General features: G+C 67.1%; 19 protein-coding genes and 1 pseudogene. 5 read left to right on the top strand and 15 right to left on the bottom strand.

The window, feature by feature from the left end:
* Window positions 1-75: 75 nt before the first annotated feature.
* Window positions 76-618 carry a class IV adenylate cyclase gene (gene cyaB / locus NATPE_RS11650; RefSeq protein WP_006181669.1) on the bottom strand — a complete coding sequence of 181 codons (543 nt, stop codon included), beginning with the start codon at window positions 616-618 and terminating at the stop codon, window positions 76-78.
* A gap of 88 nt (window positions 619-706) precedes the next feature.
* Between cyaB and NATPE_RS11645 the strand changes: the two genes are divergently transcribed.
* Window positions 707-1651, top strand: coding sequence for an FKBP-type peptidyl-prolyl cis-trans isomerase (locus NATPE_RS11645; RefSeq protein WP_006181668.1), 945 nt, complete (start codon window positions 707-709; stop codon window positions 1649-1651).
* Between the two features lie 175 nt (window positions 1652-1826).
* Here NATPE_RS11645 and NATPE_RS11640 read toward each other — a convergent pair whose 3' ends face one another.
* Window positions 1827-2453 (bottom strand): RAD55 family ATPase, encoded by a 627-nt coding sequence (locus NATPE_RS11640; RefSeq protein WP_006181667.1) that lies wholly within the window; start codon window positions 2451-2453, stop codon window positions 1827-1829.
* A 153-nt stretch (window positions 2454-2606) separates the two neighbouring features.
* Between NATPE_RS11640 and pyrB the strand changes: the two genes are divergently transcribed.
* The 4 genes from pyrB (at window position 2607) to NATPE_RS11620 (ending at window position 6688) form a co-directional block, all read left to right on the top strand.
* Window positions 2607-3551, top strand: a complete 945-nt coding sequence (pyrB, locus tag NATPE_RS11635; protein ID WP_006181666.1) for an aspartate carbamoyltransferase — start codon at window positions 2607-2609, stop codon at window positions 3549-3551.
* On the top strand, window positions 3544-4032 hold the full coding sequence (gene pyrI / locus NATPE_RS11630; protein WP_006181665.1) for an aspartate carbamoyltransferase regulatory subunit: 489 nt from the start codon (window positions 3544-3546) through the stop codon (window positions 4030-4032). Before pyrB ends, pyrI begins: the two co-directional genes overlap by 8 nt.
* 245 nt (window positions 4033-4277) lie before the next feature.
* On the top strand, window positions 4278-5120 hold the full coding sequence (locus NATPE_RS11625) for a hypothetical protein (protein ID WP_006181663.1): 843 nt from the start codon (window positions 4278-4280) through the stop codon (window positions 5118-5120).
* A 356-nt stretch (window positions 5121-5476) separates the two neighbouring features.
* Window positions 5477-6688, top strand: a complete 1212-nt coding sequence (locus tag NATPE_RS11620) for a hypothetical protein (RefSeq protein ID WP_241432755.1) — start codon at window positions 5477-5479, stop codon at window positions 6686-6688.
* A 179-nt stretch (window positions 6689-6867) separates the two neighbouring features.
* Here NATPE_RS11620 and NATPE_RS11615 read toward each other — a convergent pair whose 3' ends face one another.
* From NATPE_RS11615 to NATPE_RS23290, 13 genes and pseudogenes are all read right to left on the bottom strand, one after another.
* Window positions 6868-7428, bottom strand: coding sequence for a hypothetical protein (locus NATPE_RS11615; RefSeq protein ID WP_006181661.1), 561 nt, complete (start codon window positions 7426-7428; stop codon window positions 6868-6870).
* 103 nt (window positions 7429-7531) lie between these two features.
* Complete coding sequence (locus tag NATPE_RS11610) at window positions 7532-8293, bottom strand: enoyl-CoA hydratase/isomerase family protein (RefSeq protein ID WP_006181660.1); 762 nt, start codon at window positions 8291-8293, stop codon at window positions 7532-7534.
* Window positions 8294-8474: 181 nt separating this feature from the next.
* Entirely contained in the window at window positions 8475-9143 is a 669-nt protein-coding gene (locus NATPE_RS11605; protein WP_006181659.1) for a helix-turn-helix domain-containing protein, read from the bottom strand.
* A 134-nt stretch (window positions 9144-9277) separates the two neighbouring features.
* The gene (locus NATPE_RS11600; protein WP_172637296.1) at window positions 9278-10180 is read right to left on the bottom strand and encodes an ABC transporter permease; all 903 of its coding nucleotides are present in this window, start codon (window positions 10178-10180) and stop codon (window positions 9278-9280) included.
* 26 nt (window positions 10181-10206) lie between these two features.
* On the bottom strand, window positions 10207-11157 hold the full coding sequence (locus NATPE_RS11595) for an extracellular solute-binding protein (RefSeq protein WP_006181657.1): 951 nt from the start codon (window positions 11155-11157) through the stop codon (window positions 10207-10209).
* A 162-nt stretch (window positions 11158-11319) separates the two neighbouring features.
* Window positions 11320-11871 carry a molybdopterin-guanine dinucleotide biosynthesis protein B gene (mobB, locus tag NATPE_RS11590; protein WP_006181656.1) on the bottom strand — a complete coding sequence of 184 codons (552 nt, stop codon included), beginning with the start codon at window positions 11869-11871 and terminating at the stop codon, window positions 11320-11322.
* A 66-nt stretch (window positions 11872-11937) separates the two neighbouring features.
* Window positions 11938-13212: a P-loop NTPase gene (locus NATPE_RS11585; protein WP_006181655.1), complete on the bottom strand. Its 1275-nt coding sequence runs from the start codon at window positions 13210-13212 to the stop codon at window positions 11938-11940.
* 1 nt (window position 13213) lies between these two features.
* A complete protein-coding gene (locus NATPE_RS11580) occupies window positions 13214-13858 on the bottom strand; it encodes a hypothetical protein (RefSeq protein ID WP_006181654.1) in 645 nt (214 codons plus the stop codon).
* Window positions 13855-14739 (bottom strand): HEAT repeat domain-containing protein, encoded by an 885-nt coding sequence (locus NATPE_RS11575; protein WP_006181653.1) that lies wholly within the window; start codon window positions 14737-14739, stop codon window positions 13855-13857. The genes NATPE_RS11580 and NATPE_RS11575 overlap by 4 nt, the downstream gene beginning before the upstream one ends.
* On the bottom strand, window positions 14736-15767 hold the full coding sequence (locus tag NATPE_RS11570; protein ID WP_006181652.1) for an ethylbenzene dehydrogenase-related protein: 1032 nt from the start codon (window positions 15765-15767) through the stop codon (window positions 14736-14738). The genes NATPE_RS11575 and NATPE_RS11570 overlap by 4 nt, the downstream gene beginning before the upstream one ends.
* Window positions 15764-16465 (bottom strand): TorD/DmsD family molecular chaperone, encoded by a 702-nt coding sequence (locus NATPE_RS11565; RefSeq protein WP_006181651.1) that lies wholly within the window; start codon window positions 16463-16465, stop codon window positions 15764-15766. Before NATPE_RS11565 ends, NATPE_RS11570 begins: the two co-directional genes overlap by 4 nt.
* Window positions 16466-16469: 4 nt before the next feature.
* The gene (locus NATPE_RS11560; RefSeq protein ID WP_006181650.1) at window positions 16470-17651 is read right to left on the bottom strand and encodes a 4Fe-4S dicluster domain-containing protein; all 1182 of its coding nucleotides are present in this window, start codon (window positions 17649-17651) and stop codon (window positions 16470-16472) included.
* A pseudogene (locus tag NATPE_RS23290) lies at window positions 17651-20811 on the bottom strand (molybdopterin-containing oxidoreductase family protein). Before NATPE_RS23290 ends, NATPE_RS11560 begins: the two are co-directional and overlap by 1 nt.
* Between the last annotated feature and the right edge of the window lie 194 nt (window positions 20812-21005).

Genomic DNA, 21005 nt, shown 5'->3' with positions numbered 1-21005 from the left:
ATAACTTGCGGAAACAGATACGGGCCGTAAAATGCCTGTAGGTTATGGATTCGCCGGCGTCGCTTTCGTACTCTCTCAGGACTCGAGCAACAGGCCGAGATACGACGTTCGGAGCTGCTCGTCGGGATCCAGCCCCAGCCGCTCGAGGACGTCGTAGGCCCCCTCACGGGCGGACTCGAGTTCCGCTTCGGACTCGAGTTCGGTCTCGACCTCGACGTAGTCGCCGACGTCGGCGACCGAATCGAGGGTGACGGTATACCCCTCGAGCGAGAACCGCTCGCGCTCTTTCCGGACCGTCGCGGCGGGCTCGAAGCCGAGGTTCGTCAGGATCGCGTCGACCTTCTCGCCGTCCGCGACGGCGGTCTCGACCTCCTCGCGGGTCTTGGACTCGTCGTCGACGAGCGGCCCCTTGTAGGTGATGCGGGTCTCCGCCTCGCCGTCTTCGGGTCGCTCCGACCGGATCCGCAACGCCTCGTCGGTCTCGACGAACGCCCGATGGGGCGCGTCGTAGTAGGTATCGACCTGCACGACCGCACCCTCGGGCGTCGCCTCGAGGGCCACGAGCCGCTCACGGACGGCCGCGAGGTCGGCGGGGACCTTTACTTCGACCTCGTACATGCTCGAGTCGACGCAGGGGGATCGTAAGAATCGGTCGCTCTCGCCCGAAAACGTCGTACTTAAATGTGGACGGGCGGACGTACAACGTATGACTGAGGAACAAGAAGCCGAGCCAGACGAGCAGGCCGATGACGTCGACGAAGAAGTAGCCGACGGACTCCAAGAGGGCGACTTCGTCGAACTCGAGTACACCGCCTACACTGTCGAGGACGACCAGTTGGTCGACACGACCGACCCCGAGGTCGCCGAGGAAGAGGGCGTTGACGAGCAGGGCCAGGAGTTCAAGCCCCGAACGATCGTCGTCGGCGAGGGCCACATCTTCGAGGCCGTCGAGGACGACATCGTCGGCTCCGAGCCCGGCGACGCCGGCACCGTGACCGTCCCCGCCGAGGACGCCTTCGGCGAATACGACCCCGACGACGTCCAGACGGTCAGCGCCGAGAAGATCGACGAGGACGACCGCTACCCCGGCGCGAACGTGCAGATCGAGGGCCAGCAGGGCTACATCAGCACGATCATCGGCGGCCGCGCCCGCGTCGACTTCAACCACCCGCTGGCCGGCGAGGACGTCGAGTACGAGTACACGATCGTCGAGGAAGTCGACGACCGCGAACAGCAGGCCGCCGGTCTCTTCGAGATGTACCTCGGGATGGAGCCCGAACTCTGGATCGAGACCGACGAGGTCGAAGAAGAGGTCCCCGTCGAACCCGACGAGGACGACGAGGACGCTGAGCCCGAATTCGAGACCGAAACGGTCGAGAAGGAGACGCTCTACCTCGAGGCCACGCCCCAGATGACCATGAACCAGCAGTGGATGATGGGCAAACAGCAGATCGGGCAGGACATCATCGAGAAGGTCGGCGTCGACCGCGTCATCGTCCAGGAAGTCATCGACGGCATGGGTGGCATGGGCATGGGCGGTATGATGGGCGGCATGGGCGGTATGGGCGGCGGCGACATCGAGGAGGCCCTCGAGGACGCCGACGTCGACGCCGACGAGATCGTCGACGAACTCGAAGGCGCAGAAGAGTAAACCGACGCGGACCCGGCCGCTCACCGGTCGTTACCGACGGACAACGAGCATGTACGGATCGACTTTTTTGCGTGCGTAACCGCCGAAGAGAGGGCGGAGTGTCGGATCGACGAGCGAAGCCGAGGTACAGGACGATGCCCCGCAGGAGGGGTAGGAATCGGCCGGGCAGCCGGACTCAGGCGATATCGCGGCTCGTGTCGATCGCCACTTCCTCGGTGAGTTCGAGCTTGATCGCGTCGGTCGGCTGGCTCCCGCCGCGGAACTTCGGGATCGTGAGGTGGTTCTCGAGTTCGGTCCCCGAGATCTCGGTCCGCAGGTCGAAGACGGCGTCGGCGGCGTGGTAGGTCCGGGATCGGTTCGGGGGCTCGTCCTCCCCTTTCAGACAGTGGAGGACGGCGATGCTGCCCGTCTCCAGCATGTGCGACTTGAGTTCGTTGAGGAAGGCGATGTACTCGTCGGTGTCACAGCGCTCGAGGACGTCCATCGTATCGATGATGAGGTTCGCGCCGTCGGGCAAGGCGCCGATGAGTCGGGTCGCCTCCTCGAGGGTGTCCTCACCGGTGACGTGCCTGACCGTCGGGCTGCCGACCGAGGAAGGCGAGGTCTCGATGGCGTGACGGACGGCGTCGTCGTCGCGCTCAGTGGTGAGATACAGCGTGCCGCGGGCGGCCGTGAGTTCGTAGAGGAGGAGTTCGGACTGGCTGGCCGGCTCGGCGGTGTACGCGACGATACACCCCGGGGGGAGCCCACCGTCGAGTTTCCGGTCAAGGACGTCGATCCCAGTGTCTAGCCGGCCGACCATACAGTTGTGACCAATTGCTGTAGTATCTGTATAACACTTTTCCTTAGGTTACTGACTCGAAAACAACCGTCGACGCGGGCGTCTCCCGACCGGTTCGGGGGCCCGTCGTCGAATGGAGAGATTCAAGGGGCACGCCACAGCCTACACGAACGAATGCGCCACGATCACCTCATCACGAGCAAACAACTCTCGCGGGGAGACATCGAGACGGTACTCGACCGCGCGGCCGAGATCGACGCCGACCCGTCGGCGGTCGCCGATCGCCACGCGAACACGCTGCTCGGATTGCTCTTTTTCGAGCCGAGTACGCGGACGAAGATGAGCTTCGAGACTGCGATGAAACGGCTCGGCGGCGACGTCGTCGACATGGGTTCGGTCGAATCCTCGAGCGTGAAGAAAGGGGAGACGCTGGCCGACACCGTCCGTGTCATCGAGGGCTATACCGACGCCTTGGTCCTGCGCCATCCCAAGCAGGGGGCGGCGACGATGGCCAGCGAGTTCGTCGACGTCCCGCTGCTGAACGCGGGCGACGGCGCGGGTCATCACCCGACCCAGACGATGCTCGATCTCTACACCATCCGGGAAAACGCCGGCCTGGACGACCTGACGATCGGCATCATGGGCGATCTCAAATACGGCCGGACCGTCCACTCGTTGGCCCACGCGCTGACGAACTTCGAGACCCAGCAACACTTCATCAGTCCGGAGAGTCTGCAGTTGCCCCGCGAGGTCGTCTACGACCTCCACCAGCGACAGGACGGGACGGGGATCAAGGAACACGAGTCGCTCGAGGGGGTCTTGCCCTCGCTGGACGTCCTCTACGTGACCCGGATCCAGCGCGAGCGGTTCCCCGACGAGAACGAGTACCAGAAGGTCGCCGGCGAGTACCAGATCGACGCCGAGACCCTCGAGGCCGCAAGCGACGACCTGACCGTGATGCATCCGCTGCCGCGGGTCGACGAGATCGCCCCGGAGATCGACGATACCGACTACGCGGCCTACTTCGACCAGGCACACAACGGGGTCCCGGTCCGAATGGCGCTGTTGGACCTGTTGTTGAGCGACGACCGTGGGATTCGAGGTGAGACCGATGAGTAACGATCACGACCACCACGACGGTAACGACGACCACGAACTGCGGGTCAGCAAGATCCGTGACGGGACCGTCATCGATCACGTCCGCGGCGGACAGGCACTGAACGTCCTCGCGATACTCGGCATCGACGGGACCAACGGCGAGGAGGTCTCGGTCGGGATGAACGTTCCCTCCAACCGGTTCGCACGCAAGGACATCGTCAAGGTCGAGGGTCGCGAACTCAGTCAGGACGAGGTCGACGTCCTCTCGCTGATCGCGCCCGACGCGACGATCAACATCGTCCGCGACTACGACGTCGTCGAGAAACACCGCGTCGAACGCCCCGACGTCGTCGAAGGTGTCCTCTCGTGTCCCAACGCCGGCTGTATTACGACCGGCGACGAGCCCGTCACCTCACGGTTTACCGTCCTCGAGGACGGCGTCCGCTGTTCGTACTGCGAGACGATCGTCCGCGAGGAGATCGCCTCGCTGATCGAGACGTAACCGCCGCCCGCTCGGCGTCGGATTTTCACGTCCGGATCACTATCCAGAATACCTAAGTATTCGCCGGGCGTATTCTCCCCCGTACATGTCACGTACCGTCAAAGTCGTACTCGCCCTGTTCGTCATCGCCGTCCTCTACAAGGTCGCCTTCGGCGGCTCCTCGGAGGTCGAAGTCGACTACGAACCGACCGAAGAATAGCGCTCGATTCCGAACGGCTTACGGGTGCGGGGCCGGACACTGAGGTATGTACGGCGTCGTCACCCGTAACGCCGAGGAAGTACGGTGGCCGGAGTTCGACCGCGGCTTCTACGAAGTCAAGGACGTGACCGGCCGGTCCGCCGAACCGATCGAAGACGGGGTGAACATGGTCTCGTGTTTCGGCGACAACGCCGCCGCCGACGCCGACCCGTCGCTGGTCCCCGTCGACGACATGGGCCGCCCCGCCGACCGCGAACGGTCCTATTTCGACTGGGCGTATATCTGTCCCTCCCGTAAGGACTACCGGCAGGGCCTGTTCGAGGTCATCGACGACTGCGTCGCCGAAAACGAAGACGTCCGCCTCGACGACATCGGCTTTCCCCGCGCGGAATACTGCCGGTGTGGCGTCTGCGAGCAGGCCTTCGCCGAAAGCGAGTACGACGACCGCATGGACTGGCGGGCCAGCGTCATCACGGAGTTCGTCGCCGAAGCCGCCGACCGCATCCCCGGGACCGTCTACATGACGCTGTATCCCGATCCCTATCCCGGCCACCTCTACGAGCGCGCCGGCATCGACCTCGAGGCCGTCGCCGAACACGTCGACGAGTTCGTCGTCCCGCTGTACGATACCGCCTACGGGACGACCTACTGGCTCGAGACGATCGCGAAGGGGTTCGAGAGCGCCCTCGAGACGCCCTTTAATATCGAGTTGTACGCGGTAAACATTGACGTCGAGAACCTGATTCACGCCCTCGAGGTCGCCGAGGAGTACGCCGAGGGAGTCTTCTTCGGCTACGACGCGAGCAAGGGCCGCGCCGCGTTGCGCCGGATGCAGGCCGACGAACGTGAGGGCGTGACCCACGGCGAACCCGGCGATCCGGACGCGTAACCAGCGATTCCGCTCGAGTCCGAGGGGGCGACGATGCTCGGCTCGCCACTCCTAACGAACGATTACGCGTTTGTACAGCACCGTTGGACGCTATTACGCCATACTAGTCGCGTTTCTCGGCCGTTCTCGATTACGTCGCCAGTCACCCGAGTTTCGGAGTTACGAACGATTGGGGTCGGGCTTCGGATCGGAACTGACGCCGCCCTTTATTTGCGTCTCGGTCGCGCTCTCCCGTGACCGAGGAGCGACGACGGTAACCGCGTCCTCAGGTGCATACGATGAGAGACCATCAGAGCCAGCAATCCACCGATACGGAGCGGATGGCGGAGTCGACAATCGAACGGAGTCAACAGACCATGGAGCGGTTGATCGACCTCCAGCGGAACATGGCGGAGATGACACTGAGTGCCCTCGAGTGGGGTGAAAGCGCCCAGCGACAGGGGATGGAGATGACCCAGTCGATGTTCGAGAGCGCGCCGGGGCCGCAGTTCACCGCCTCGATGATGGAGCGCTATCTCGAGGGGATGGAGGCGATCGTGCCGGAGATGGAAGACGCGATGGAAGCGGGGACCCGGGCAGTTACCCATCCCGGAACCCCCGGTGCCGCCGGCACGGGGTACTCGAGCGGGCAGGCGTATCAGGGCCAGCAGGGAGGCGGGGAACGCGGCGGGACGATGGAGCGACGCCAGCGGCCGACCAACCAGTCGATAGGCGAGCAGCCACAGCCGAGTCAGCAGTCGATGGGCGGACGCCAGCCGACCGGCCAGTACCGGTCGATGGGAAGCAACCGACCGCCGACCGACCGCCAGCCCACCGGCGGGCAACGGTCGCCCCAACAGCCCATGAGCGGCCAGCAACGCTCGTTCCAGTCGATGGCCGGACAGCAATCGAACCAACAGCAACGCAGCCGACAGGCCCCGAGCGGTCGCTCCCAGTCACAGTGGCCCCAGCAGTCCGCCCGACCCGGCGAGGCAGATCCCGAGACCGGGGAATGGGTCACGCCACAGGAATACGGCGACGAATCGACGGGGACGGCCGAGTACCAGCAGCGGCCGCTGTCGGCCGCGCCGAATCCGTCGCCGTCGGAGGGCTCTCGAGTGACTGAGGGGCGGCCACAGGGGGACGAAACCGGGGCCCCACAGGAGTCCCAGCGGGGTCCGTCGTCGACCGGGATCGAACGGGGCCAACAGGGAAGGCGACCAGGACAGCCGCGAGAACCGCAGCGACGACCGACGGCCGACTCACAGCGGGGACACGGCCAGTCCGGCGAGTCGATGGGGGGCGGCGATCGATCACACGCCGCTCGAGCGGACGACCGACCGACGGAGGGGGGACAGTCGGTGCCGGGACCGGGACGGACCGAGCAGGGTCGGATTCGGGAGCAGTACGCACGACGGGCCGACACCGATCGGGGCGAGCGTGAGCAGGGCGGTATCGATCGCGGCGAGGGGACCGAATCGGATCGGTCGTCGGAGCGACACGGGATGGCGGACACGGACGTGCCACCCGACCAGCCCCGGCCGCCGACCGAGCGGGCGGCTACCGACGAGCCGCCGGAAGAGGAGTGAGTTCCCCGCCGGCGTGAGAACTCGCGGCTCGTGGCTCGCGAAACGGCCGCGGGCACCCGGCAGTGGTGAGTCATACTCGAGAGCGACGCTGTCGAACGACGGACAAGCAAACGCTCGTCGTCGGTTACCGTCCGAGAGACGGCCGGCTCCGTGGGCGGGCGGAACGCGGACCGCCGATATTAGCGGGTGCTGCTGGTGCGGTCGTCATCGTCGTCGCCGATCAGCCCGTCGTCATCGTCGTCCATGAGCGGGTCGTCCTCGTCACGGCGGACCGCCCCTTCGTCGTCGGCCCCGCTGATGTCGTCCTCGTCCCGATCGATGCCGCGGTCGCTCTCCGTCCCGGAACCACCGGTTCTCGAGTGGGGTTCGGTTTCGCCTGTCCCGGTGTCCGTGTCGGAGCCGGTCAGCTCCGTGTCGGTATCGCCCGTTCCGGTATCCGTCATCCCGACGTCGGGGTCCGTGTCGGTGGTGCCGCCCGTCCCGGCCGAGCGACCGCTCGAGCGGTCGCCCTCGAGGTGGATCGCGTCGTCGGTAACGTGACCGACCGCGGCTTCCTGCAGCGGGTAGGTATCCTCGCCGCTGTCGGTCCAGCCGAGCGCCGCCTTGATCGAGTCCGTGATGCCGGGATCGGGTTCGACGTGGGCCGTGCCGTGGTCGACGTCGACGACCATGCCGACCTCGTCGCCCGCGTCGTTGACGACGTCTTTGCCGATGTCGTCGTCGGTAAACTGTGGGGACATTGCGGTTCGGTTGACGGTCGATTCGGGCAAGGCCGTGGTGCTTGCGGGTGCTTGCGGTCGGTTCGAGCGCGTGAACGGACCGCCGTCACCGCCTTCGAGCGAGTTAGAACTCCGGCTCCCTGTCCTCGAGGAGGGCGGCGACGCCCTCCTCGTGGGCCTCGGACGTCCGGGCCTGGGCCTGCAGTAGGTTCTCGTAGTCAAGCGCCTCGTCCCAGGAGCGCCCGAGGTTCTCGTGCATGGCCTGTTTCATCAGTCCGATCGTCTCCGTCGGACCGGCCGCGAGCGCGTCGACGGTGTCGGCGACGCGAGCATCCAGTTCGTCGGCGGGCACAGTCTCGTTGACCAGTTCGAGGTCGGCCGCTCGCTCGGCGTCGAAGAACTCGCCGGTGAAGGCCAGTTCCTTGGCCGCCCGCAGGCCGACGATGTGGGGCAGCATGACCGTGCCACCGGTGTCGGGGACGAGCCCGACTCTGACGAACGCACAGGAGAAGGTCGCGTCCTCGGCCGCGTAGGCGATGTCGGAGACGGCGACGAGCGACAGCCCCGCGCCGATTGCGTCGCCGTTTACCTTCGCGACGATCGGCACTCGACACTCGAGCATCGCCTCGACGGCGCGGCCGAAGCTCGCGGTGACTTCCTCGTAGGCGTCCTGTGAGGTGTCGGGCGTCTCCGCCAGCATCTCGAGGTCGCCACCGGCGCTGAACGCATCGCCCGCGCCCGTGAGGACGATCGCGTCGTACTCCGCGGGGGTCGCGTCCTCGATCGCGTCGGCCAGTTCGACGGCCGCCTCTCCGGTGATCGCGTTGAGCGCGTCCGGTCGGTCGAACGTGAGTCGCAACACGCCGTCATCGTCAGTGATTCGCATGCGCCACACATGGGCCCCCCGGATAGTAACTGTGGGCGGTTCGCGGTCGTGCGACGTCGCTCGAGGCGCGCGGAATCGGCTGGCGTGCGCTCGGGGGTCGTCACTCGAACGGCGATCTCGCTACTGCTGGCGGTTGAAAACATCGAGTCGACCGTCGCGGGACGACGCGGCCGGAGCGAAGTCAGTTCGAGGGAATCGGCGGCGCAGCGGTGTCTTCCTCGGTCACGTTGAGTTCGGCGGTGACGAGCGCACGATAGGCCCGACGCAGCCGTTCGGACAGCGCCTGGTGGGAGATACCGAGTTCTTCGGAGAGTTCCTGCATCGATACCTCGCGGGGAATCTCGAAGTAGCCGTGGTCGATGGCCGCGACCAACGTTTCGTACTGGCGTGCCGTCAGGCCACACTGGGAGTGGCTCTCCTCCGCGAGATCGAACAGGCGAACGATCGTCGGCGTCACGTCGTTGTCGTCGAGTCGGTCGTAGAGCGAACTCACGCTCTCGCGGTCGACGACGCGGATGCTGAGCAGCCACGTGCCGTCCGAGGCCGAGGCGCTCAGGACGGTGCCGCCCTCCTCGAGGACGATCTCGAAGGGGTCGACCGTATCCGGCTCGAACTCGATGTCGTAGAGCCAGCGGTCCTCGTCGCTGCTGATCTGGGAGTACGTGCCGATCGCGTCGACCTCGTCGAGCGCCGCTTCGATCTCGGACTGCGAGGGCCCCGCCAGCCAGAGGCCGTGGCCGCTCGAGGCGATCACCCGCTCCATCTCGCAGGTCAGGGAGGGGACGGCCTCGAACAGTTGACCAGTGCCGGTGCCGTCGGCCGGGATCTCGATGTCTGCGATGGATGTCATGAGTCTCGTTTCTCCGTACAGCGACGACGGCCATAACCCCACTTCCAAAGCACTTAGAAACGGCTACAGCGACTTTCACGCGATCTGATCTGTTTTTCGTTCGGACTCGGCGGGAGCGCCACGGTCGCCGTCGATCAGCCTCGACGAGGGGTGCCGACCAGCAACTGAACGGCGACGACGACGATCACGGCGATCGCGAGCAAGGCGAGCGCGATCGGGACGATGGCGTCGACCCCGCGAGCGATGAAGGCGACGCGGATCCGGGTCGGCATCGTCCGCGGCGTGTACGCGACCATCATCGTCGCGCCGAACTCGCCGATCGCCCGGACGAACGTCAGGACGATCCCCGCGGCGATGGCGTTGCGGGCAAGCGGCAGCGAGACGAGCCGTACCGTCCGCAGTCTGCCGTAGCCCATCGTCCGCGAGGCTTCCTCGAGGCGGGGGTCGACCCCGTCGAAGCCGGCGCGGGCGGTGACGACCAGAAACGGCGCGGCGACGAACGTCTGGGCGAGGACGACGCCGGCGGCGCTACCGGTCAGTGGCACTCCGATCGCCGCCGCCGCGGCGCCGATCGGCGTGTAGCGGCCGACGACGGTCAACAGCATGACGCCGCCGACGATCGGGGGGACGACCAGCGGCAACAGGACCAGCGCTTCGACCAGTCGCTTCCCGCGGAACGAGGCCCGCGAGAGGACGTAGGCCAGCGGCACGCCGAAAACGGTTGCGACGGCCGTCGAGACCGGTGCCGTCAGCAGCGACGTCGCGATCGCATCACGGACGGCGGGATCGGTGAGCCCGGCGACGACGTCGACTCGCCGGCTCCGGAACAGAAAGGCCGCGAAGGGGACGACGAAGTACGCGAGCAACACTGTCCCGAGCAACGCGGGGACGGCCAGACCGCCGGAAGTCCACGGTCGATCGACGCCGAACCAGCCGCGGCCATCGCTCGAGTCGGGTCGACGCTCGGAATCGGCGTCCGACGCGCGCTCGGGCCCGCGGTCCGAGGTGTCCTCGTGACCGCGATCGGGTCCCGACACCTGTTCGGGTTCGCGGTTCGGGGGGATCACGGCGCGATCCCCTCCGGTGGATCGCCGTGAAACCGAGGGATGGCATCATCCACCCGCAGGCCGTGGTCGGCCAGCAGACCCTCGTTTTCGAGCAGGAAGGAGACGAACGCCCGTCCGGCGTCCGGATCGTCGGCGTCGGCCGGGACCGTCGCGTTGTAGACGACGGGCGACCCCATGACGGTGTGGCCGCGTTCGGTGGTGTAACTCGCCTGCGCGTACCGGTCGGCGTCCGCGCGGTTCCCGAAGTTGTAGGCGTCTGCCAGCCGCCGGACGGCCACGTCGCGCTCGGTCGCCATGTTGCTGTAGGCGACGACACAGGCCCGGGCGCCGTTCTCGAGCCCGGCGAGCAGTCGGGGCTCGTCGGCGACGTGGGCGACGCGGTCGGCCATCGCCGCCCGGAACCCCTCGAGGCCGTGTTCACGCTCGGCGAGTTCGAACAGGAGCAGCGCCCGGTAGCCCAGCGGGTCGATGTCGGGGTCACTGATCGCAATCTCGCCGTCGTCGGCATCGGCGAAGACGTCGTACCACGGCTCGCCGGCCGCGAGGCGCTCGCCCAGCGCGGTCTCCGGGGCGTACGCGATGACGACTTCGTTGGCCGCAAACGTCACGTCCCAGTCGGCATGATCGGGGTAGAGTCGGTCCCGGAGGAGGGCGGCGTCGGCCCCGATCACGACGTCGGGGTACTTCGTCCCGTCGGCGACCAGCCGTACCACGGCGTTGGTCCCGTAGTACTCGCCCGCGTAGCCGAACTCGGCGTCGGACTCGAAGGTCGGTCCGACCCCGTTCTCGAACGCGCTGGCCAGACTGCCGGCGGCGAGGACGCGGACCTCGTCGGTGGCACCGAGACAGCCCGCCGTCCCGACCAGCCCCGCCGTCAGGCCGCCGGCCGTAGCGAGGAGCGCCCGACGGCTCGTCGGGTCCGTCCCGTTGCCGTCGTGACTGCGCATGCGTTCCCTTCGAACGGCCGTACAAAGAAAACTGGTTTCCATTCCTATTCCGTGGGAAAGCAATTGAATGTGGTTACGCGATGCCGGCGGGGCGGACGGCGACTACGAACCCGCCGGCGCTGATCGCCCCATCGAGTCGGCGAGCCGACCGGCCGTCCTCAGTCAGTCCGCCGACTCGTCCGTTCGTCCGCCGTCCGCCGGTACTGCGAGCCCCTCGAGCGAACGGATCGCCGCGAGGAGGTCGTCGACCGGGTCGTCGCCGCGGCCGATGACGGTCCCGCCGACTGCTTCCGGGTCCCGGTCCCCGACGAGGATCGTTGGCAGCGGCGCGTCGGCGAAGCCCTCCACGATCACGGTGTCGTAGCCTCGGTCGGCGAGGCGCTCGAGCGTGTGCGAGAGCGCCCGCAGTTCGGGGTCGTCGGTCTCGAGCAGCGGTTCGTCGACGGTCGGCTCGGGCGGGTTCCGCTTCCCGCGGGTCGAGACCTCGAAGGTGAGTTCTGGCGTCACGCCGACGACGGTTTCGGCACCGGCGCTCCGGTGGCGGTGGGTGTCGGTTCCCGGGGTATCGATCTCGATGTCGTGGTGGATCGACTTGACCGTCGCGACGCGGCCGTCAGCGGCCAGCCGCGGGACCAACCGCTCGACGAGCGACGTCTTCCCCGCGTCGCTCGGGCCCGCCAGACAGACGACTCGCAGTCTCGAGTCCTGACTCATACGAGTTCGTTTCGGACGATGGTACAAGCCCCGTTCGGACCGCCGCCGAAGCGACACCAGACTCGGCTACCGGGCGACGGCCATCACCCACTCGTCGGGTGCCTGCCTGCGGACCTGATACTCCGCGAAGGCGTCGCCGGGCGCGCCCTCCCGGTCGACCGCCGAGACGAGTTCGTTGGCAAGCGGCGACGGGTCGTGGTCGTTGATCAGGTAGAACGTCTCGCCCGGCTCGGTCGCGCGGAACTCCTCGGTGGCCTGCTCGTGGCGGATCCGCTTTGGCAGTCCGCGCAGGTCCAGCGCGTGGTCGGGCACAGAGAGGTCCCCGACCGCCTCGAGTCGCTCGTCGACGGCCGCGGCCAACTCGCAGGCCTCTGGTGGCACGTCGTCGTCGAACTCGCGGACCCGCTCGTCGAAGGGGAAGTCACACAGCACGGGCTGGTCGAGTGCCGCCTCGACGTCGGCCTCGGGGAAGAGGTCGTGTTCGCGGCCACACTCGCAGCTGAACCCGCGCATGTTGACGACCGTGCCCAGCAGCGGGACGCCGTTCTCCTCGAACAGCGTGGCGCTGCGGGACGTGTCGCCGACGCTCGTCGGATGTGGCGTACTCACAAGCACTGCGCCGTCGATCGGCAGCGACTGCAGCGCCGTCAGGACGATGTCGCCGGTCCCCGGCGGCAGGTCGACGACTAGCGTATCCAGCTCACCCCACGCGGTGTCTTCGAACAGTTCGCTGACGGCTTCGTGGGCCATCGCGCCCCGCCAGGCCAGCGGCTCGTCGTTGGCGATCAGGCCGACGCTCATCGCGGTGAGGTCACCGGCCTCGATCGGCTCGGCGTCGCCGTCCGCGTTGGCCGACACCGGCCCCTCGAGGTCCAGCAGTTCCGGGACGTTCGGCCCGTAAAGGTCGGCGTCGAAGATGCCGACGTCGCGGTCAGGATCGGCGGCCAGTGCCCGGGCGAGCTGGGTCGAGACCGTCGTCTTGCCGACGCCGCCTTTGGCGCTGGCGACGGCGATTACGGTGTCGACGCCGGCCGCGCCGTCGATGTCGTCGTCTGCCGCGCCAGTCGGCTCGCCCTCGACCGTCGCCCGCTCGACGCCGGGCGTCGACAGCGCCCGCCGGCGCATTGCCTCGGTCACGTCCTCGGCCGTCGGCTCGTCGAACCCCGCGAGATCGGCGGCGATCCGGACGGCCCCGCCCTCGGCCGAGACGTCGGTCACCAGCCCGGACTCGAGGACGTCGGTCCCCAGATCGGGGTCGTCGACGGCGCGCAGTCCCTCGCGGACGCGGGCCGCGAGGTCGTCGGTCGGTACCTCGTCGGGAACGATATCGTCTTTTGCCATATTACCAGGCCTCGAACTCTTCTGCGTCGTCGTCGGGGTCGCGCTCGTTCATCAGGGTCCCGCCGTAGGGGCGGAAATCGAGGTTGTACGCGTTCGCGACGTCGTCCAACGCGTCCTCGCGCTCGGCGATCGCCGCCGTATCGAACTCGAAGGTCTCGACGGCGTCGACCAACTCGTCGTCGCTCACTCGGCCCTCCGCGTAGCCCGCCGCGATGCCGTCCCGGACGACGTCGGCGTTGCGACGGAGCCGCTTTGCGTCGTCGAACTGCTCGCGCAGGTCGTCGTCGAGGCCACCCCGATCCAGCGGGATCTCCTCGAGCAGCGCGGTCGCTTTCCGATCGAACTGATCGGCCATCTTCAACAGCTCGATCACCTGTTTCCGCGTCTCGAGTCGGTTCCAGGCGTCGCGGGCCTCGTCGGCGACGACGGCCTCGATCGCTTCCGTCCACTCGGTCGAGCGCTCGACGTCCTCGAACGCCTGCGCGACGAACGCGCCGACGTGATCGTCGGGGATCGTCACGCCGAGTGACTCCTCGAGGCCGGCGGCGCTGCCATCGGTCGTACAGCCGTCGTCGCCGGCCGACTCCGTGTCGGTGGTCGCATGCGGTTCCTCGCCCGTGGGTGTGCTGTCGAGTTCGTAGGTCATCGTCGATCACGCTGTCCCTGTGTCAGGCCGTCGATCGAGCCGGCCGGTCCCCGAGCCGGGCCGGGGCCCTGCTGCTCCCGTCGGGAGCCCGGCCCGCCGCCGGGCGCGGCGCCCTCCTCGAGTCCGGCGTCGATCTGGTCGGGGTCGACGCCGCGGGCCGTCGCGAGCGCCCGCTTTGCCGACCGGCGCACGTCGTCGCTGCGGTCGTTCAGTCCGTGGCGCTCGAGGACTGCCTCGGCGCGGTCGGTGCCAAGATCCCCGAGGCTGGTCGCGGCCTTGGCGCGGACGAACGCCTCCGGATCGCGGGCCAGGACGGCCGCGAGGATCCGGACCGCGTCTTCGACCTCGTCGGCGTACTCCCGGAGGTAGTCGGCCGCGTACTCCCGAACGCCGGAGTGGGGATCGTTCTTGATCCGTTCGATCAACAGCTCCTGGGAGGCCGCCCCGGTCTTCGAGAGGGCGATGACGGCGTTGCGCCGCACCCAGCCGCTGTCGTCCTCGAGGGCCGTCCGGAGCGGCTCTTCGTTGCCCGGTTCGGCCCGCGACTGCGCCACGACGGCCTCGGAACGGACCCACTCGGCGTCGTCGGAAAGCGCCGCCCGGATCGCCTCGTGGGCCGGCTCGGCGTCGCCCGAACTGGCGGCGAGTCCGAGGGCTTCGACGGCGAACTGCCGCACGTCCTCGGAGCCGTCACCGGTCGCCCGCTCGGCCAGCGCTCCGACGGTCGCCGGTGCCAGTCCGCCGTCAGCGGCTAGATCGACCAGCCCGAGCGCCCCGCGTCGGCGATCGCGTTCCCGGTCGGACTCGAGCCGGTTTCGAAGCGTTGCCTCGTCGTCGTCGGGTGCCCGGCCGCGGGCACTTCGGTTCGCGTAGTCGGTCATTGCCTGAGCCTCCAGTAGCTGACGAGCCACGCGGCGACCGTCGCGAGCAGCGTCACGGCGGGCCAGTTAGTCGCGGAACTGGCAAGCCAGCCGGCCGTCTCGGTCACGCTGGCCACCGCACCGCCGTCGCTCGCGTCGGTGTCGCCGTCGTCGCTCTCGTCGTCGGCCGCACTGAGCGTGCCGTCGTCGGTATCCAGCGTCAGGTACTGGTACGACAGCGACTTCTGGCCGTTCGCCTCATCCGCGCTGCCGTTCCAGACGGCGTAGGTGAGATACATCTGTTCGCTGTCCTCGAACTCGGCGTCGTACTCACCGCTGGCGTCGTGTTCGCGCTGGAACACGACCGCCCAGCCGTCGTCGGTCCGCTCGCCGTTGGCCGAGACGGGCTGGGTCTCCGCGTGGGTCAGCGAGCCGTACCCGGTCGCGTAGTAGTTCTGCCCGTATCGGGTGTAGCTCGCCTGCGAGAGCGGGTTCCCGGCCGCCTGTCCCGGCTTCGTCCGGTCGTCCGGATGCGGGTACGAGTACATGTCACCGCCCGGATCGGAGTCCGAGAACTGCCAGCTCGAGCGCCAGTACCAGATGTTGACCGGGTCGCCGTTCGCGCCCATGACGATCGGCGGCTCGCTCCCGCTGCGGAGCATGACCGCCGCGGCGTCGCTGTAGGCGTTGGGCTCGTTGATCTCGGTGTCCTCGGTCGGGTCCTCCCACTCCAGACGGAAGGCGACGTGCGTGTCGTTCGTGACGGCCTGGACGTCAACTTCGTCGATGCTCCCGCCGCCGTAGGGGGTCGCCATCTGCTGGGCGTCGAGCGACAGCGTCTCGGTGTCAGCATCGCCCCACGCGTCGGCGTCGGGCTCCGCGGGCACCGACTCCACCGAGTCCATCGGCTGCGGGCCGATCGTTAGGACTGCGACGACCGCGACCTGAACGACCAGCACGAGACACAACACGACCGCGGCCAGCTTCGTCGCGCCCCGTGCAGCGTCGTGTTCGATCGAGATCGGCCCGATCTCGGTGCGGTCGCTCACGGAGCCTCACCTCCGCTCGCCGCCTCCGCCGAGACGGTCGGCTCGGGATGTTGCCCGTTGTCGTAGGTCACCAGCTCCTCGACGAGGTTCGCCGCGGCGACGTAGGCGTCCTCGTCGGTCGCCTGCCGCAGGTCATGTGCCAGCGCCGGGACGAACTCGACGAGGTGATCGGCAAGCACCGTCGCCTCGGCCTTCGCGACCCGCTCGGCCGCGACCGGCTCGTCCGACTCGAGCGCCACCGCTCGCTGGCCGGCCAGGACCTGCGCCAACTCGAGTTCGGCGGCGACGTGGTCCTGTCGCTCGGCGAAGTCGTCGCTGGGTTCGAGGCCGAACTCCTCTAGCAGCCCGACGACGGTCGCGATCCGGCGCTGCTCGCTGCTGATCTCGTCGCGGGTCGTGTAGTGGGCCTCGTAGGGGATCACCGCGTAGGTGCCGTCGTCGCTTGGCAGGCCGAACAGGTTGTTGTAGGCCACCTGCAGGTCCTCGAGGCCCGTTTCCTCGAGTGCCTCGAGCAGTGCGGTCGCCTCCTCGGTGACGCCGACGGTCTCGGCGGCGCGTTCGATCCCCTCGCGGGCCGCGGGATCGAGTAGTTCGCTGACTGTCTCCTCGCTCGGATAGGTAAACGCCGCGGCAGCGCCACAGTAGAGGGTGGCCCGCGCGGCGTGGTACTCGGAATCGGGTATGTCGTTCGGTGTCATTGGTCTAAGGCTGATTGGTCCACATCTCGCCCTCACGGACCTCCATCTCCTCCTCGAAGGGGATGTCGACGACCTTGTTCCCCTTGCGGTCCCACCCCTTCACGCGGTGTTCTTTGACGGTGTAGGTCTCGATGAGGCGGGTGGTCGCGCCGAACAGTTGGAGGATGCCGAGGGTGTGGTGGCTCGGGTTGCGGACCCGATCCTGAACGATCTTGACCGACTCTTCGAAGGTGCTGCCGGGCCACTCGTTTTGCTTGTCCTCGGTGTTGGGCGTGAACATCTGGGTGAGGAACTCCGGCGGCACGTGGTAGGGCGGCATGTAGAACACCTGCGGCCGGGTCCCGAACTGCGGGTACAGCGGGAGCGCGATCTTCTCGTCGCTCTTCGCGAGGTAGTTGACCGGGCTCCGGCCGGCCGCCGCCGACGTGTTTCCGCCTGGGTGGCCGGCGTCGGGACCACGATTTATGTTGCCGTGCAGGCGCGTCTTCCCGATACACGAGGAGACACAGCGGGGGACGTTGCCCTCCTCGATGCGGGGGAAGCAGCCGACCGGCTTCTCCGAGACCCCCGTCTCGGGGTTGTACATCGGCTTGTGGTACGGACAGGACTTCACGCACTTGCGGTAGCCCCGACACCGCTCCTGGTCGAGCAGGACGATGCCGTCCTCCTCGCGCTTGTAGATCGCCTTGCGCGGACACGCGGCCAGACAGGCGGGGTTCTTGCAGTGGTTACAGAGCCGCGGCAGGTAGAACTGCCACATGTCGTGGTACTCCTCTTCCTCGAGGTCGCTCTCGACGACGTCGCCGGTGGGGTACTCGCCGTGGACCTGGTCGTCGCCCAGCGCGGGGTACTCCCATTCTTCCTTCTGGGCGATGTAGCCCTTGGCCGTCTCGCCGTCCTCGGCGGCCTCGAAGATGGTCTCGTTCTCGCCGAGATCGTCGAGCAGGCGCATGTCCCAGCCCATCGGGTAGCCGCCGTAGGGCTCGGTCTCGACGTTCATCCACCACATGTACTCCTCGCCCTCGCCGCTCGTCCAGGTGGACTTGCAGGCAAAGGAGCAGGTGTTGCAGTTGATACACCGGTTGATGTTGATGATCATCCCCCAGTGCCAGTCGCGTTCCTCTTCGCGGTGTTCGTAGGGGTAGCTGTGCTCGCGGCCGAGTTGTGGGTTGTAGGTCTCCGGCATCAGCTGTCACCTCCCTGCAGCGATCCGCTCACGTAGTCCTGGAACAGTTCGTCCTTCCGTGCGTCGCCGGGCCACCAGTCCGCCTCCTCGTATTTCTCGACTTCCACGAGGTCGTCGCGGTTCGTTCCCGTCGGTGCCCAGACGGTCTCCTCGTAGCCGTGCTCGAGTTCGGCCCCCTGCCAGACGATGTCGTCCTCGACGTGTTCGGAGATGTTCGGATCGCCGAAGACGGACTTGTGGACGAGGTCGTCGGTCTCCTGGGCCGGGTCGAGCCAGATGTTCGTCGTGACGTTGTATCCCTTGACGCCGTCGCCTTGCTCCTCGTCGTCGGGGAAGTGCTGGGGCCACCAGCCGTGCCAGATCGTCAGCTGGCCCATGTCGCCGGCCGAGCGGGGGCGCTGGCGCTCGCTGACCATCACGCGCACGACGAGGTCGCCGCGCTTGCCGGTGATCCGGACGTAGTCGCCGTTCTCGACGTCGATGTCCGCGGCGTCCTCGGGGTGCATCTCGACGAACGCCTCGCCAAGCGGCGGGGTTTCCTCGGTCTCGCCCTCGCCCTGCGGGAACGAGAAGTCGTCGACCAGCCGCTCGGTCCCCTCGGGATCGGCGTTGGTCGAGCCGAAGTCACGCGAGGACCAGATCAGGTTCCAGTCGGTCATCCCCCACGAGGAGTGGGTCCGGTACTTCGGGTGAGGCGTGTTGTAGTAGAACTGGTACTCCTCGTCGTGATACAGCGGGTTCTCCTCGTCTTTTGCCTCGTCCCACTTCTTGTTCACCCCGTAGGGCGTCCCCTCGGGGCTCTCGATGTGGTCGAGGTCGGCCCGTCCCAGCTCGAGGAACCGGTCTTCCTCCTTGTGGAACTCCATCCGGCCGGTCTTGGTGTAGAACGGCCGGTCCTCGTTGATCTGGGAGTAGAAGGGGATCCGCGGATACGTCTTCAGCTGGAGGCGTTCGGGACCGTCCTCGATGTCCTCGACGTCGATGTCGCGGGTCGTCATCCCCGCGTCCAGCGTCTCCTGGATGTAGTCGCGGACGTCCTTGTCGTCGTCGAGGAACTTGTCGAAGTAGGCCCGATAGGAGTCGACGTTGCGCTCCTCCGGCGGGATCTTCTCGTCAAGTTTCTCGGCAACCATCGCGACGGCCTCGCCGTCCTGCTTCGTGTCGTACAGCGGATCCATGACCCCGTGGTCCATGTGGATGAACGGGTTCTCCGGCCCGACGGTGATGTCCGGGTAATCGCACTCGAGCCAGGAGGGGACCGGGAGGACGATGTCCGCGTGGCGCGCGGAGTAGGTCATGTGCATGTCCGAGACGATCGAGAGCTCGTTGCTCGTGTCCGGATGTTTGACGAAGTTCTCGATGACGTGCTCCTGATGTTTGGTCTGGTTCAGGAGGTTGCAGTTCATCGTCCACAGGACCGTCGGCTTCGACATCGTGTACGACTCGGCGTTGGTCGGCATCACCGGCTCCTCGGCGTCGCCCTGTGGAACCAGGTCGAGTTCGCGGTCGAAGTCCCCGCGGATCTCGTGGGCGTCGAGTTGCTCGCCACCGAAGAACGCGAACGCGTAGCCGGGATACATCCCGTGGGCGGCGTTGCCGTCGGGGTTGACGTAGGAGGGGTAGCCGTCCAGCAGTTCGATCTTGTACTGGCCGGAGTAGTTGTAGTAGCCGGCCCCGCGCTCGCCGATGTTGCCCAGCATCGACTGGATGAAAAAGATCGTCCGCTGGAGCGAGTCGTTGGAGTGGAACCAGTGGTTGATCCCCTCGCCGGTGAACCACTGGGCCTTCTCGGCGTCGGCGAACTCGCGGGCCGTCTTCCGGAGCCCGTCAGCCGGGATCGTCGTGATCTCCTCGACCGTCTCCGGATCGTAGTTCTCGAGGATGTTCGACTTCTGGCGGACGAAGTCGGTGTGGACGCCGACCGACTCGCCGTTTGCCAGCTCGAGTTCGGTGTCGACCTCGAGCTGCGGGGTCGCGGGCGTCTCCTCGCCGACTTCCTCGCGGGTGACGGGGACGGGATCGCCGTTCTCGTCGAGGGCGACGAAGTCGCCCCAGTCGTTTTCCTCGTGGCGCTGCTCGCTGTCCTCGGCGGGCGGTTCGTGATCGGGGAAGACCTCGTGGGCGCGGAGGTACTTCCCGTCGTCCTGCCGGATCAACAGCGGCAGGGTCGTGAACTTCCGCATGAACTCCTCGTCGTAGCGTTCCTCGTCGATGATGACGTGGGCCACGCCCAGGGCAAAGGCGGGGTCGCTACCCGGACGGACGGGGAGCCAGCGGTCGCACTTCTGGACCGTCGGCGAGTAGTCGGGGTAGACGCCGACCATCTTGCCGCCGCGCTCGCGGGTCTCCTGGAGGAAGTGATTGTCCGCGAGCTTGTTGTGGATCAGGTCTTCCCCTGCATGATCGTGTAGTCGGCGGCCCGCCAGGCCGACGCGTCGGCGTCGCTGGTCTGATAGCCCGTCGTGATGACGTGACCCGGCGGCAGATCGGCGTACCAGTCGTACTCCGTCCACTCGCAGCCGCCGAAGATCGAGGCCAGCCGTCGGCCGGCCCCGTGGCGGGTGATCAGTCCGTCCGATTTGATCGCGTTGAAAATGTGGAAGCGCTTTTCGTCCTCGAGGCTCGCCATCTTCTCGGCGATCAGGTCGATCGCTTCGTCCCAGGAGACGCGCTCGAACTCGTCCTCGCCGCGGCCCTCGGGGTTGGGGTCGTCGGGACTCCACCCCTTGCGGACCATGGGGTACTTGATCCGGCTGGGCTCGAACGTCCGGCGGTGGAGCGTCAGCCCCTTCATGCAGCCACGCGGGTTCCAGTGGCGGGTGACCCCCGCCTCCTCGTAGCCGCCGGGGCCGCCCGGACCGGGGCTGCCCTCCTCCTCGTGATAGATCTGTTCGGCCCTGATCGGGACCCCGTTTTTCATGTAGAAGTTCAGGGCACACGACTGCGTACAGTTGGGGTGGCAGACGGTCCAATCGACCGAATCGTACTCGTAGATGTCGTGGTAGACCTCCTCCCAGTCACGGTTGGGGTAGGCCTTGAGCGGGTTGTCGACCTGTGTGATGGAGTCGACGGATTGGGTCGCTCCCCACGCGGAGCCGAGCAGGGCACCGACCGTCCCCGTCCCGGCAGCCGCCAGGAAATCGCGACGCGAGAGACTCATCGTCGACCACCTCGTGTGGCGGAGCGTTTCGATAGCATACACGCCGACGTTGCTACTCGATTCTTTAACCCGGAACGGCTGTTCCCACGCGTTGGGGACGCTACCGCCAGAATCCCGCTAATGAGGGGTTTTCAAGTGAGGGTGAAAGTACACGGTAGCCGTTCCGACGACCGCCCGCGGTAACCGGCGGCCGC

Source organism: Natrinema pellirubrum DSM 15624 (assembly GCF_000230735.2).
Taxonomy (GTDB): Archaea; Halobacteriota; Halobacteria; order Halobacteriales; family Natrialbaceae; genus Natrinema; species Natrinema pellirubrum.
The sequence above is the reverse complement of the archived record's forward strand: the minus strand, read 5'-3'. Positions and strand labels throughout refer to the sequence as shown.